This window comes from Arsenicicoccus cauae (assembly GCF_043162025.1).
GTDB classification, from domain to species: domain Bacteria; phylum Actinomycetota; class Actinomycetes; order Actinomycetales; family Dermatophilaceae; genus Arsenicicoccus; species Arsenicicoccus cauae.
In genome coordinates, this window is sequence record NZ_CP171001.1 from 540085 (window position 1) to 554125 (window position 14041).

Below are 14041 nucleotides of genomic sequence, written 5' to 3' on the forward strand. Positions count from 1 at the left end.
CGGGACGGGACGCGCGAGAGGCGCCGACCCGCGACGGGGTCGGCGCCTCTCGGCATACGGCTGAGCCGCGAGATCAGGCCTGCTTGATCGCGGAGACCTCGAGCTCCAGCTGGATCTTGTCGGAGACGAGCACGCCGCCGGTCTCGAGCGCGGCGTTGAAGGAGATGCCGAAGTCGCTGCGGACGATGGTCGTGGAGCCCTCGAAGCCGATGCGCTGGTTGCCGTAGGGGTCGGTGGCGGCGCCGTTGAACTCGAAGTCGATGGTGACCGGCTTGGTGACGTCCTTGATGGTGAGGTCGCCGGTGACCCGCAGGGTGTCGGCGTCCGTCGCCTCGACGGAGGTGGAGCGGAAGGTCAGGGTCGGGAACTTCTCGGCCTCGAAGAAGTCTCCGGTCTTGAGGTGGCCGTCGCGGTCGGCGTTGCGGGTGTCGACGCTGGCGACCTGGGCGGTGAGCTCGATCCGGGCGCCCTGCAGGTCGGGGCCGGTGGTGGCGGTGCCCTCGAACTCCGAGAAGGTGCCGCGCACCTTGGTGACCATCGCGTGACGGGCGACGAAGCCGAGCTGGCTGTGGACGGGATCGATGACGTAGGTGCCGTCGAGCTGCTGGAGCGTGGTCATGGGTTCTCCTCGAGAGGTCGTGCTGGCATGTTGTTTAACTTTCAACTACAACGATACGCCGATCGTTCCCGATGTCAAGGACGCGGGCGCAGGCCCGCTCAGTCGCCGCGACGCAGGGACAGCGGCAGCACGAGCCACAGGCCCACGACCACGACACCCAGGCTGGCCCCCGCGACCCACCCGCCCGTCGATCCCGTCACCACCCCCACGATCAGGGCAGCGGCCAGCACCAGGGTGATCCCCAGCGACACGAACCCCGCCCGCGCCAGCCGGTCCGACACCTCGACGACCTGCTGCTTCACGCCTCGGCGGAACAGCACGCGGTGGATGATCACCGGCGTCATCAGCAGGACGATCGACACGAGCGCGGCTACCAGCACGACGAGGTAGAGCCGCTCCTGCCCGTCCCCCAAGGTCGTGAACCGCTGCTGGAACGGCAGGGTGATCAAGAAGCCCGCCAGCACCTGGATCCCCGTCTGGGTCACCCGCAGCTCCTGGAGCAGCTCGTTCCAGTTGCGGTCCATCCGCTCGGCGAACGTCTCGTCGCGTTCCCGGTCCATGCGTCCTCCAGCTCCTCGTCGTCACGCTCGTGACCGACGGGATGAGACATACCGTGGAGGCATGACCGGTACACCCTGGATCACCACGACGGACGCATCGGGCCTCGCGGTCCACGCCTGGGCGGGCGACGCTCCCCCTGGGTCCCCGCGCCTGCTGATGCTGCACGGCCTGACCGATAGCGGCCCCTCGTGGGAGGACGCGGCGAGGCGGTGGGGCTCGGCATACGTGGTCATCGCCCCAGATGCCCTGGGCCACGGCCAGTCGCGCAGGTTCACCCCGCAGGAGCTGGCCTCCACGGACCTGATGGAGAGCGCGTATGACGCCCTCCGGGCCCTCGTGGGTCGCCTCATGGACCAGGACGCGACCCCTGTGCTGGTCGCCGGCCACTCCATGGGTGGGGGCCTGGTGGCCGCGCTGTCCGCGCGGATGCCCGACGCCGTGCGCGCGGCCGTCCTGGAGGACCCGGTGTGGTTCGCGACTCCGCCGGACCCGTCGAGCCGGGACTCCCGCAGCGCCGCGCGCGAGCGCATCGCCGAGACCATGCGGGCCCGCGAGGACGTGCGGGCGCTCGCCGAGGAGGGGCGCCGCGCCAACCCCACGTGGCCTGAACGCGAGCTCACGCCGTGGGCGCAGGCCAGTGCGGACTGCGACGTGGAGCTCCTGCGGACGGGGCGCGCCGTCCTCGACGAGCCCTGGCGCGCCATCGCCGCCGAGCTGCGGGTGCCGACGCTCGTGGTCACCGGGACCGAGGGCGTGATCATCGACGGGACCGTGCGCGCCGCCATCGAGGAGCTCGGCAACCCCCGCATCGAGGTGGCCGTCGTCGACGGGGCCGAGCACTGCGTGCGCCGCACCCGCACCGAGGCCTTCCACGCCGTGGTCGACCCCTGGCTCGCCGCCCATTGATCACGGCGGCCCGGGGCACCCCGACGTGGCGAAGGTCACACCGCCGGGCGCGGCATACGGCCGCTGCGCGCAGCGCACCTCGGCACCGCTGCAGCGGTCCGCCAACGCTCGTAGAGTGACGGTGGAGATCGCAGTCACCGCGAAGAAGGGGTCACGCATGAGCCACACCGCCCGCCTGGAGCTCGACGGCAAGTCCTACGACCTGCCCGTCGTGGAGGGCACCGAGCGCGAGCTCGGCATCGACATCAGCAAGCTACGCTCGGAGACGGGCTTCATCACGCTGGACGACGGCTACGGCAACACCGGCTCGTGCAGGTCCGCCATCACCTACATCGACGGCGAGCAGGGGATCCTGCGCTACCGCGGCATCCCGATCGAGGAGCTCGCGGAGAAGTCCAGCTTCATCGAGGCCGCGTGGCTGGTGATCTTCGGCACGCTGCCGACGACGGCCGACCGTGACCGCTTCGCGGGGATGCTCACCGAGCACTCCATGCTCGACGAGAACATGAAGAAGCACTTCGACGGCTACCCCACCAACGCGCACCCCATGGCGATCCTGTCGGCCATGATCAACACCCTCTCGGCGCACGACCCGGAGGTGTGGGAGGCCAACGACGACGCGGGGATCGAGCGGGCCGCTGCGGTCCTCATGTCCAAGGTCCGCACCATCGCGGCCGCCGCCTACAAGTCGAGCGTGGGCGAGCCGATCGTCTACCCCCGCTACGACCTGCGCTACGCCGAGAACTTCCTGCACATGATGTTCTCCAAGCCCTACAAGGACTACGAGCCGACGCCGGCGGTGTCGCGGGCGCTCAACCTCTTCCTGCTGCTGCACGTCGACCACGAGCAGAACTGCTCCACCTCCACGGTGCGCATGGTCGCGTCCTCCGAGGCCAACATGTTCGCCTCCTGCTCGGCCGGCGTCTGCGCCCTGTGGGGCCCGCTGCACGGTGGCGCCAACGTCGCGGTGATCGACATGCTGCAGGAGATCAAGGACCGGGAGATCCCCGTCGCCGAGTACGTCAAGAAGGTCAAGAACAAGGAAGACGGCGTGAAGCTCATGGGCTTCGGGCACCGCGTCTACCGCAACTTCGACCCCCGGTCCAAGATCCTCCGTGCCGCGGCGGACGACATGCTCAAAGAGCTGCAGATCGAGGACCCGCTGCTCGACATCGCGGGCGAGCTCGCCGAGGCAGCGTTGTCGGACGACTACTTCGTGGAGCGCAAGCTCTACCCCAACGTCGACTTCTACAGCGGGATCATCCTGCGCGCCATGGGCCTGCCGACCAACATGTTCACGGTGATGTTCGCGATCGGTCGCATGCCCGGCTGGATCGCCAACTGGAAGGAGATTCACGACGACCCCAAGGGTCGAATCTACCGTCCGCGCCAGATCTACACCGGCCCGACCGACCAGCACTGGGTGCCGCGCGACCAGCGCGGCTGACCGGCCCGGCCGTATGCCGGTCCAAGGCGCCGACCAGACCGACGAGGACGCAGACGGCGGTGCCGAGGCGCCTGCGGCCGCGCCCGGGGCCCGGCCGCAGGCTCACCCGCGCGCACCCCTCGCGGGTCCCGTGGTCCCGGGGTCGGTCTGCACGTGGGTGTCGGGGCTGGTCCAGGGCGTGTCCGCGGGCCGGGTCGCGCGCTGCGTGAGGTTGCTGACCACCAGGATCGCGAGCAGCGCCGACACCGCTCCGAGGACATTGCCCACCAGCTCGATCGTCACCGACGTCGACATCAGCGACACCGCCTCGTCGATCCGGCCGGCCTCCAGGTGGTCGTCGGCCGTCGAGCCCGTCGCCGCGGCGACCCGGCTGACGACGATGCCGAGGAGCCACAGCACCCACCACGCCAGCAGCGGCGGACGCCGCTCGCGCCCGGAGAAGTGCCCGAGCCCGCGGTCGAGGTCGCTGACGTTCTGGTAGGGGAACCACAGGTTGGCCACGGGGATGAACCACGACCCGACGTGCCAGCCCGGCGACCGGCGCACCTCGCGACGGTCCACCCTGGTGCTCGTGGCGAGCCGGTGCTGCCACACCAGCCAGCAGACGCCGGCGGCGAGCAGGAGCAGCAGGTAGGGGAGCAGGAGCTGGAGGGTGAGCCGGTCCGCGGCGTCGAGGTCGGCGTCCAGCCCCTCGCGGCCGGAGCCGACCTCGCCGAGGAGTCGTAGCATCCGGACGCCTCCGGCGAGCTGGGCGAGCTCGAGCAGCCCCACGAGCCCGATCAGCACGGTGATCGCGGTGCCGAGCGTCCGGAAGCTCCGGTCGAGGGGCGGCCCCCACGGGGGCGCGGCGAACCAGCCCTGCGGCTGATGGGAGGAGCTGTGGTGGCTGGTGCCGGGCTCGTGGCCGGGCGGCGTCCGCGTCGACATGAGCACAGTGTCCGCCGATGACACTCACGGTGAGAAAGATTGGGGTTTGTCCCCGTCGCTGATCACCCGTCCGGCCGTATGTCAGCGATCAGGTCAGCCGGCCCGCGTCCCACCGGTGTCCTGGGAAGGCCATCCCTCCGGGGGCGTCGCTTGCCGACAGAGCTAGCCGAGCAGGCCGCGGATGTCGTCCGCGGTCACGGCTCCGGACATGGCGTCCCCGTCGTCCACGACCTGGGCGAACAGCTCGCGCTTGCGCTGCTGCAGCGCCACGACCTTGTCCTCGATGGTGTCCTCGGACACGAGGCGATAGACGTTGACGTGCTTGTCCTGCCCGATCCGGTGCGTGCGGTCGATGGCCTGGGCCTCGGCGGCGGGGTTCCACCAGGGGTCGAGGACGTAGACGTAGTCGGCCTCGGTGAGGGTGAGCCCGAAGCCGCCCGCCTTGAGCGAGATGAGGAAGGCGGGCTGGGTGCCCGTGCGGAACTCCTCGATCCGCTCGGCGCGGTTGCGGGTGCGCCCGTCGAGGTAGCTGTGGGCGATGCCCTCCCGCTCGAGGCGCTCGCGCACGAGCCGCAGGTAGCCGGTGAACTGGCTGAACACCAGGGCGCGGTGGCCCTCTGCGGCGAGCTCGTGCAGGTGCTCGACGAGCAGGTCGATCTTGGCGCTCTCGCCGACCCCGGCGTGGGCGTCGTCGACCAGGGCGGGGTGCAGCGCCAGCTGACGCATGGCCGTCAGCGCGCGCAGGATCGCGATGCGGTGCTTGCTGAAGTCCTCGTCGAGCAGCCCGAGCAGTCGCTGCCGCTCGCGCTGCAGGTGCCGGTCGTAGATGGTGCGGTGCCGCGGGTGCAGCGGCACCGTGACCACCTGCTCCTGCTTGGGCGGCAGCTCCCGCGCGACCTGCTCCTTGGTGCGGCGCATCATGAGCGGCCGGATGCGGCGACGCAGCGTGGCCAGCAGCTCGGCGCCCTCACCGGCCTCGATCGGCTTGACGTAGGTGTCTCGGAAGTCGACCGGCCGGGGGTAGAGCCCGGGCGCGGCCACGGACAGCAGCGACCACAGGTCCATGAGGGAGTTCTCGAGCGGGGTGCCGGTGATGGCAAGCTTCATGCCCGCGTCGAGGCGGCGCACGACCTGGTAGGTCTTGGCCTGGTGGTTCTTGACGAACTGCGCCTCGTCCAGGACGAGCCCGCCCCAGCGCCGGGACAGATAGGCGTCCTCGTCGAGCCGGACCAACGCGTATGACGTGACGACGACGTCCGCGTCCCCCATCACCGTCTCGAGGGTGGCGCCGCTCTTGCGCAGGGTGCTCGTCACCGTGGTCACGCGCAGGCCGGGGGTGAACCTCGCGGCCTCGGACGCCCAGGTGCCCACGACGCTGGTCGGGGCCACGATGAGCAGCGGGTCCGCGAGGTCGCCCTGCTCCTTGGCCCGCAACGCCATCGCGAGGGTCTGCAGGGTCTTGCCGAGGCCCATGTCGTCAGCGAGGATCCCCCCGAGCCGGGCCTCCCAGAGCAGCGAGAGCCACTGGTAGCCGTCGAGCTGGTAGGGGCGCAGCGTCGCCTGCAGGCCCTCGGGCACGGGGCGGTCGCCGGAGGCGAGGCCGAGCAGCGCGTCGACGGTCTGCTGCCAGCGGCTGCTCTGGCGCTCGACGACGCCGAGCTCCACGAGCTCGTCCCAGAGCCCGGCGTGCAGGGCGTTGACCCTCAGCGGCCCGTCGGGCCCGTCCTGCAGGTCGGCCGCCTCGCGCAGGATCGCCGCGAGGGCGATCAGGCGCTCGTCGTCCAGCCGGAGCCAGGTGCCCGACGGCAGGACCAGGACCTCCTGGCCGGTGGCGAGGGCCACGATGAGCTCACGCAGCGGCACGTCCTGCTCGTCGACGGTTACCGACACGTCCAGGTCGAACCAGTCGGTGCTCCTCGCGCCCTGACCGCCCGCTGACGTCGAGGTGCGGCCCGTGCGGCTCGATCCCGGTGCGTCGGACCCGACGCCGCGGCCCGCCTCGTTGTCGTCGCCGCCCACCTCGTCCAGGCCCAGCGACACGACCGGCGCCGACCTCGCCTCGACGTACTCCGGCAGCACCGAGCTCTGCTCGACCACGACGTCCGGGTCGTCCCGCAGCGCCGGCAGGGCGTCGGCCAGGGCGATGGTCAGCGCGGGCGGCAGCACCACGCGATGCGCGTGGGTCCAGTCGGTCCCGGGCGGCAGGCCGCCCGCCAGCACGGGCCGGAGCACGGCGTCGAGCCGCCCGACCACGAGGGCCTCGGCCTCGGGATCGCGCAGCCGCTCGGCCGCGCGGGCGGCCGGGTCGCGCGGCGACCATCGCTGCGCGTGCCGGGCCCGCCGCGAGGCCCCGCCGGAGGACATCGGCAGCTCGCGCGCGACGGGGTGGATGTCGACGTGCTGCCCGGCGACGTCGTAGCGCCAGCCCAGCGCGACCTCGGTGAGGTGGCCGGGGTGAGGCGTCACCTCGACGAGCAGCCGAGGGTGGGCGGAGGCGTCGGTCTCCAGCTCGGGGTCGAGCACGACGTGCACCCGGCGCCGCAGCGCGGGGAGCTGCTCGATGACGAAGCTCGGCCAGTCCTCCATCGGGACCCGGAGCGCGCTCTCGCGCAGCAGGGACTCCTCGACGCGTGTCAGCGGAGGGTCGAGCCCCACGATGACCAGGCCCTCGTCGGTGGTGGCGTGCAGCCCGACGGCGGGCAGGCCGATCGGATCCGTGTCGAGGCCCTCGAGCACGTCGGGCAGCGCGAGACGCGCCCGCATGACGACCTCGGGCCCCCGCTCGCTCTCCTCGCGCCCGAGGTGCAGCTCGAACCGCCCGGACTCCTCGGCGACCTGCACCGGGCGGCCGGACGCGTCGATCAGGGCGACCCCGGACGCCTCGACGTCCCGCATCAGCCGCACGGCGGCGGGGCCCACCTCGCCGAGCGTGACGCGCTCGACGGCGGCATAGGCCGACCCCGTGCGTCGCGCCCGCACCGCGCGGGTGATCTCCTGCAGAGCCTGCTCCTGCAGCGGGTCGATGTCGGCCTTGACGGTGCCGTAGAGCGCGCCGGGGTCCAGGCCGGTCCAGCTGATGCCGGTGCGGATCCACCCGCGCGCCCCCTCGACCAGCGGCGTGAGGACGATGCTCGTCCCCCACTCGGCGTGCCCCCGCGACGGCTGCGCCACCGACAGCTGCAGGGCCACGCGATCGGGGACGTCGTCGGCCGCCACCGCGCCGAGGGCCTCGCGCCAGTGGGCACGGTGGGCGGGCGGCATACCCCGCCACCAGTGACCACCGGAGTCGTCGAGGGCGCCGGACTCGGCGCGCTCCTCGGCGTCGCGCACCTGGGCCTGCAGGATCAGGGCGACCACGTGCTTGCAGTCGGCACCGACAGGGCAGGTGCACGACGAGGTCCAGGTCGAGTGCCCGGGCCGGCCGGGGTGGTCGCGCAGCTCCGCCCAGGCGGCGTACGGCTTGGCCCGCGAGCCCTCGACGGTGCCGTGGAGGCGACGTCGGTCGCCGGACGGCACGATGTCGAGCACCCTGTCTCGTTGGGCATAGCCCTGACCCCGCTGGACCGATCCCGACCCGCACAGGCGAGCCAGCACCACCGCGTCCAGATCGGTCAGGCGCGTCGCCTGCACCAGCTGCACCACGTTGCCCTCCTTAACCACCCCGACGGCCCCACCCTAGCCACCGGGACCGACAGACCCCCCCCCCGGCCGCGCACGGCAACCCCCGGCTCGAGGCGCGAGGCAGCAGCTCAGGAGGCGCCGGCCAGGTGCGCGTCGACGTCCATCGAGGCGGGCCCCGGGCCGGGCTCGCGCACGAGGCTCGCCGCCACGTCCACCGCCAGCACCGGGTCCGGGGGCAGCGCCACCGCCCCCAGCTCGCGCGCCACCTCGGGGGTGGCGCCGCCGCCACCGATGGCCGTGCGGTACTGCCCGCACAGCCGACGCATGCTCGCCGACCGGGAGGTGAACACCGAGGGGCGAGAGCCTGCGAGCACCAGCAGGTCCGCCGCCGACTGCTGGCAGGTCACGGCGATCGCGGCCGTGGGGGTGTCGGCGCCGAGCAGCAGCACCCGCCAGCCCTCCCGCTGCAGGAGCAGCGCGAAGCAGCTGAGCACCAGGTCGTGCCGCTCCCCCGGCGGGCAGGCGAGCACCGCCGTGTGCCGCGAGCCGGGCGGCACCTCCTGCGCCAGCGCCGACAGCCAGCGAGCCAGGACGCCGCTGGCCAGGTGCTCGTGGGCCACGCTCAGGCGGCCGCTCTCCCACTGGTCGCCGATCTCGCGCAGCAGCGGCATGAGGACCAGCTGGATGACGTGCTCGACCGAGCCCGCGGCAAAGGCGTCGCCGATCGCGCTCCCCAGGGCGACGGGGTCGAGGGCGGCGACAGCCGTCAGGACGGCGTCGACGTGGGCGGAGGCATCGGTGAGGACGGCCTGGCCCCGTTGCGGGCCGCGGCGCGCCACGTCGCCGAGCGCGATGGGGGGAGAGAGGCGGTCGGGCACCGGGTCACCCTACGTCGCCGGTCGTGACGGCGGTGCGGGATGCACCCGGACGGATGACGGGCGGTCCGTCATACCTGCCTGATCCCCACGATGATCGCCTCGACCACCCGGTGCGACAGGGCGTCCACCGCCTCCGGCGGCAGCTCCCGCAGCGGCCCCTGCACGACCAGCATCGCGAACCCGTGCACCGCGGACCAGGCCGGCACCTCGGCGTGCGGGCGACGCTCGGCGGGGAGCGTGCCGTCCGCGACCATGCGGTCCAGGGCGTCGGACAACAGCTGGTAGGGCGTCCGACCGCCCTCTCCGGAGGCACCCGGATCCTCGGTGCGGGCCAGGTCCACGGGCTCGAGGTAGGCCGCCTGGAACAGGCCCGGCTCCGCCCGCGCGAAGTCGATGTAGCCGAGCCCCACCGCGCGCAGCAGGTCCCAGCCGGTGGGCTCGTGCAGGGCGGCGATGCGGCGCTCCATGGCCCGCGCCGACTGCCCCTGCCCGTGCCCGGCGACGGTGATCATGAGCGCGTCGCGGTCGGCGAAGTGCCGGTAGGCGGCGGTGACGGACACCCCGGCGCGCCGCGTGATGTCGCGCAGCGTGACGGCGTGGGGGCCTTCGGTGCGGGCTACGTCGATCGCCTCGCGGAGCAGGGTCGCCTTGAGGTCCCCATGGTGATAGCTGGCCCGGCGAGGGGTTGTGGGCATCGCACCTCCATGTATACGCTGCTCACATCCTACATGTGTACGCCGTTCACATCACGAGAGGACAGACACGCCATGACTGCACGCACCACCCCCCAGAGCCCCGGCACCCCCACCTGGCTCGACCTGTGGGTCGAGGACGTCCCCGCGACCGCCGCCTTCTTCCGGGACCTGCTCGGCTACGACATCCCCGACGGCTCGCCGGACTTCGGCGGCTACACCGTCGTCCACCGCGACGACCGCTATGTCTTCGGCATCGGCCCCGCCATGCCCGGGTCGGCGCACGACGTGGCCACGCTCTACCTCGCCACCGACGACCTCCGGGCGACCCTCGCCAGGGCGGAGTCGCTCGGCGCCCGGCGCGTCAAAGGTCCCACCGAGATCCCCGAGCACGGCCACATGGCGGTGGTCACCGACCCGGGCGGCGTCACCGTGGCGTTCTGGCAGGCGACGGGAGTGGTCGGCTACGCCGCGGTCGACGAGCCCGGCTTCCCCTGCTGGCAGGACTGCCTCACCGGCGACGTCGAGCGGTCCGCCGCGTTCTACCGCGACCTGTTCGGCTTCACCACCGAGCCCATGGGCGACGGCGTGCTGCTCGCCAGGCTCGGCGACGACGGCCACTTCACCATCGGCGCCTGCCTCGAGACCGACGACCCGCACTGGGTGTCCTACCTGCTCGTCGAGGACCTCGACGCCATGACGGAGCGGGCGCAGTCGCTCGGTGCCTCCGTGACGATGGGCCCGATGGATATCCCCTTCGGGCGGTTCGTGCACCTGACCACGCCCGGAGGCGCGCCGTTCGGCCTCTTCCAGGGCGCCGACGCGATGCCCGCGCAGGCCTGACGTGCACGAGCTGCCCGGCACCGTCTCGCACGACGACGGCCTGACCCTCACCGTGACCCGTGACCTCTCGATCCCCGTCGAGGAGCTGTGGTCCTGGATCACCGAGCCCGACCGCACCGCGCAGTGGTACGGACCGTGGTCCGGCGACGGCCGCGTGGGTGCCACGGTCCAGGTGACGATGACCAGCGAGGAGGGCAGCCCCACGATGGGGATGCGCATCACCGAGTGCTCCCCGCCCCACCGGCTCGGCCTCGCCTCGGAGGCACCGCCGCCGTTCGCCTGGCCGCTCGCCCTGCAGTGCGCGAAGAGCGAGGGAGGCTCGTCGATCACCCTGCACCACACGCAGATCCCGGCCGAGATGTCCCTGGGTGACATCGGGCCGGGGTGGGAGTTCTATCTCGACCACCTCGTCTGCGCCATCGAGGGGCGCGAGGCACCACCGTTCGAGGACTACGTGCAGGACCTCGCCGAGCCCTACGCCTCCCACGCCTGACCCCCACGATCCAGGGCCGCCTGCCCCCACGCGTGGTGAGGGCAGGCGGCGCGGCATACGGCTGATCAGCCGGCCGCCGAGGTGAGGTCGTAGACCGTGGTGCCTCCCACCGTGGTCGCCGTCCAGTGCGCCTTGACCCACGCGGTGATCTGCGAGGCGGACGAGCTGCTGTCGCCGGCACCGGGACCGCCCGAGCGGCCGCCGTCGACGAAGTAGTGGATCTGCCCGTCGGCGACGTACTGCTGGAACTCCGCGAGCGTCGGGCTGGCGTCCGTGCCGCTCCAGCCGCCGATCGCCATGACGGCGGTGTCGGTGCTGAGGATGTAGCCCGCAGCGGTCTGGTCGCCGACGACGGCGGCCGACCAGGTGGTGCCGGCGCTCCGCAGGAGCGTGGTCACGTCGCCGGTGGAGGACGAGGTCGCGGACGAGGTCGAGCGCTGACCCGCCTGGCCCGCCTGACTCGCCTGGCCCGTGGGTGCCTGTCCGAATGCACCGCCCGTGCCACCGGGAGCACCGGCCATGCCACCGGGAGCACCGCCCGTCGGACCCGACGCACCGGCGACCGCCGGTCCGCTCGACGGCGTCGAGCCCCTGTGACCCTGCGCGACGGTCGCGACCGTCCACGCGGTGGTGCCGGCGAGGCCACCGAGCGAGCCGACCAGCAGCGCCACGGCCGCGGCCCGCCGGAACCTCTGCTCACCGCCCAGCGCCACGAAGCCCATGACTCCGAGGGCGGTCACCGCCAGGGCGACCCAGCGCAGCGCCGGCAGCCACGCGTCGGCGTGGACGTGCAGGAGATAGACGCTCCACACCCCGGCGAGCGCGACGGCGCCACCGAGCACGACCCGCCACGCGAGCGAGGAGCGTCGGTCCCAGGCGAGGCGACCACCGATGGCGATCACGGCAGCGAGGGCCGGGGCGAGCGCGACGGAGTAGTAGGGGTGGACCGTGCCCTCCATGAAGGACAGGATCAGCACCGACACGACCAGCCAGCCGCCCCAGAGGATCAGCGAGGCCCGGGCCGTCGACGTGCGGGCCGCGCGACCCGCCGCCACGAGGCCCGCGACGAGCAGGACCAGCGCGGTGGGCAGCAGCCAGGAGATCTCCGCGCCGAAGGCCGAGCCGAACATCCGGGTGATGCCCGTGGCGCCGCCGAACATCCCGCCGCCACCACCACCGCCGCCACCGCCGTTGCCCTCGCCGCCGAGGATCCGACCCAGGCCGTTGTAGCCGAGCGCGAGCTCCCACAGCGTGTCGTTGGTCGAGCCGCCGATGTACGGGCGCGACGACGCCGGCCACAGCGAGACGAGCGCGACGAACCAGCCGGCGCCCGCCACCATTGCGAGGCCCGCGGCCAGCAGGTGCACCACCCGGGTCCGGAGCGGGAACCGCGCGGCCACCAGGTAGGCCAGCGCGAACGCCGGCACGACCAGCAGGCCCTGCAGCATCTTGGTGAGGAAGGCGAGGCCGATCGCCGCGCCGCACGCCACCATCCACCGCAGCGCCGCCCTGCCGCGGGTCGTCTCGATCGCGCGGACCACGAAGTACGCGGCGGCCGTCATCAGCAGGACGAGCAGCGCGTCGGGGTTGTTGAAGCGGAACATCAGCGCAGCCACCGGGGTCAACGCGACGAGCAGCCCCGCGACCAGGCCGGCGACGTGCCCGGACACACGCCGCACGGAGGCAGCGGTCAGCGCCACGGTCCCGACGCCGGCGAGCGCCTGCGGCAGCAGCATCGCGACGCTGGAGAAGCCGAAGATCCGGCAGCTCAGCACCATCAGCCACAGCGCCACCGGCGGCTTGTCCACGGTGATGGAGTTGGCGGAGTCGAGCGAGCCGAACACCCAGGCCGTGAGGTCCTGCGTGCCGGACTTCACCGCGGCGGCGTAGAACTCGTTGGCGTAGCCGCTGCTCGACAGGTTCCACAGGTAGAGGGCGGCGGTCAGCGCGAGCAGCCCCCACAGCGCCGGCCGCGCCCACCGGGGAGCGGCCTCGGCCGACCGCGGGGAGCCGGCGGTGACGGTGTCGCCAGCGGGGGAGGTCGGGTCGGTGGACGAGCCCTGCCGTATGCCGTCCGGCGCCCAGGCGGTCGCCCCGGTCGCCGTCTCGGCGCCGGGTGCGGCCACCGACGCCGCGCGCGGCCAACGTCGCCGTCGTAGCAGTGATGGGGTCGTGGTCATGTGCGGTCCTTGGCGTGGGGGCGGTGGGCGGCCCGTCATACGGCCTGCCCTCGGTCACCACCGACTGTGCGGGGCGGGACTATCCCGACCCGGTGAGCTCCCTGTGAGCCGGCCATGACCGGGTGGACGCTCCGGAGGCTCAGCCCCAGACGGCGCCGCGCAGGACCAGCACCCCCACGATCGCGATGATCCAGGCGACCGTCTCGCCGCTCTGGCGCTCCATCCACGCCGATATTCGCTGCAGCGCTGGCTCGATGCGCGTCCCGAGCCCGAGGCGCAGGGCGAGCAGCACGAGCGCGGGCGCGATCATCAGGAGGCAGTAGCCGACCAGCACGACGCCGCGGCCCGCCATCGACAGAGGGGCCGTGCTGAGCATCCCGATCGCGGCGAGGTAGGGCAGCATCGACGCCGCCTCCACGGTCGCCGCGGCGAGCGCGAGCCCCACCAGCGCACCCGTGCCCCAGCCGGACGCGTCGACGCCCATCGCGCGGGCGCGCCACCGGCTGACGCGCGCACCTCCGCCGCGCTCCCGCTCGCTCCTCGACCGGCGGTTGCCGGGGAGGAGGATGCCGATGGCGATCAGGCCCACCCCGACCACCGTGCGCACCAGGCGTCCGGTCTCCGTGTCGAGCCAGCTCGACAGGTCGTCGAGGACGGTCACCGCGCCGGCGCTGAGCAGCAGTCCCAGCACCCAGTAGGACGTGGCGATCGTCCCCAAGAAGACCAGCACCCGGGTGGCGCGGATCCGCCCCGGCGCAAGCATCAACCACAGCGGGATCATCAGCGTGCCGAAGCTCGTCGCGTCGATCAGGGCGAGCAGGACCAGCGGTCCGAGGAGTGCGAGCGTCATGGCTCGACCCTGCGCCCCGCCGGG

Annotated in this window: 12 protein-coding genes; 4 read left to right on the forward strand and 8 right to left on the reverse strand. The window is 72.7% G+C overall.

What is annotated here, in order from left to right:
• Positions 1 to 73: 73 nt before the first annotated feature.
• Both ACF3NS_RS02490 and ACF3NS_RS02495 read right to left on the reverse strand, forming a co-directional pair.
• Positions 74 to 619 (reverse strand): YceI family protein, encoded by a 546-nt coding sequence (locus tag ACF3NS_RS02490; protein WP_392467597.1) that lies wholly within the window; start codon positions 617 to 619, stop codon positions 74 to 76.
• A gap of 98 nt (positions 620 to 717) precedes the next feature.
• Entirely contained in the window at positions 718 to 1179 is a 462-nt protein-coding gene (locus tag ACF3NS_RS02495; RefSeq protein ID WP_392467599.1) for a DUF6328 family protein, read from the reverse strand.
• A gap of 61 nt (positions 1180 to 1240) precedes the next feature.
• On the opposite strand from ACF3NS_RS02495, the gene ACF3NS_RS02500 reads away from it, so the two are divergent.
• Together ACF3NS_RS02500 and ACF3NS_RS02505 are read left to right on the forward strand one after the other, a co-directional pair.
• Positions 1241 to 2086, forward strand: a complete 846-nt coding sequence (locus ACF3NS_RS02500) for an alpha/beta fold hydrolase (protein ID WP_392467601.1) — start codon at positions 1241 to 1243, stop codon at positions 2084 to 2086.
• Positions 2087 to 2243: 157 nt separating this feature from the next.
• Positions 2244 to 3533 (forward strand): citrate synthase, encoded by a 1290-nt coding sequence (locus ACF3NS_RS02505; protein ID WP_288799259.1) that lies wholly within the window; start codon positions 2244 to 2246, stop codon positions 3531 to 3533.
• Between the two features lie 102 nt (positions 3534 to 3635).
• On the opposite strand, the gene ACF3NS_RS02510 is transcribed toward ACF3NS_RS02505, so the two are convergent.
• The 4 genes from ACF3NS_RS02510 to ACF3NS_RS02525 all read right to left on the reverse strand — a co-directional run bounded on the left by ACF3NS_RS02510 (position 3636) and on the right by ACF3NS_RS02525 (position 9654).
• Positions 3636 to 4460: a DUF4328 domain-containing protein gene (locus ACF3NS_RS02510; protein ID WP_288799258.1), complete on the reverse strand. Its 825-nt coding sequence runs from the start codon at positions 4458 to 4460 to the stop codon at positions 3636 to 3638.
• A 162-nt stretch (positions 4461 to 4622) separates the two neighbouring features.
• A complete protein-coding gene (locus ACF3NS_RS02515; protein ID WP_392467604.1) occupies positions 4623 to 8102 on the reverse strand; it encodes an SNF2-related protein in 3480 nt (1159 codons plus the stop codon).
• Between the two features lie 107 nt (positions 8103 to 8209).
• Positions 8210 to 8959 carry a B12-binding domain-containing protein gene (locus ACF3NS_RS02520; RefSeq protein ID WP_392467606.1) on the reverse strand — a complete coding sequence of 250 codons (750 nt, stop codon included), beginning with the start codon at positions 8957 to 8959 and terminating at the stop codon, positions 8210 to 8212.
• A gap of 68 nt (positions 8960 to 9027) precedes the next feature.
• On the reverse strand, positions 9028 to 9654 hold the full coding sequence (locus ACF3NS_RS02525; protein WP_392467608.1) for a TetR/AcrR family transcriptional regulator: 627 nt from the start codon (positions 9652 to 9654) through the stop codon (positions 9028 to 9030).
• 72 nt (positions 9655 to 9726) lie between these two features.
• On the opposite strand from ACF3NS_RS02525, the gene ACF3NS_RS02530 reads away from it, so the two are divergent.
• Positions 9727 to 10494, forward strand: a complete 768-nt coding sequence (locus ACF3NS_RS02530; RefSeq protein ID WP_392467610.1) for a VOC family protein — start codon at positions 9727 to 9729, stop codon at positions 10492 to 10494.
• Position 10495: 1 nt separating this feature from the next.
• Positions 10496 to 10987 (forward strand): SRPBCC family protein, encoded by a 492-nt coding sequence (locus ACF3NS_RS02535; RefSeq protein ID WP_392467611.1) that lies wholly within the window; start codon positions 10496 to 10498, stop codon positions 10985 to 10987.
• 65 nt (positions 10988 to 11052) lie between these two features.
• Here ACF3NS_RS02535 and ACF3NS_RS02540 read toward each other — a convergent pair whose 3' ends face one another.
• Positions 11053 to 13167, reverse strand: a complete 2115-nt coding sequence (locus ACF3NS_RS02540; RefSeq protein ID WP_392467613.1) for a glycosyltransferase family 39 protein — start codon at positions 13165 to 13167, stop codon at positions 11053 to 11055.
• Between the two features lie 139 nt (positions 13168 to 13306).
• Positions 13307 to 14017 (reverse strand): GAP family protein, encoded by a 711-nt coding sequence (locus ACF3NS_RS02545; protein WP_392467615.1) that lies wholly within the window; start codon positions 14015 to 14017, stop codon positions 13307 to 13309.
• Positions 14018 to 14041: the final 24 nt, after the last annotated feature.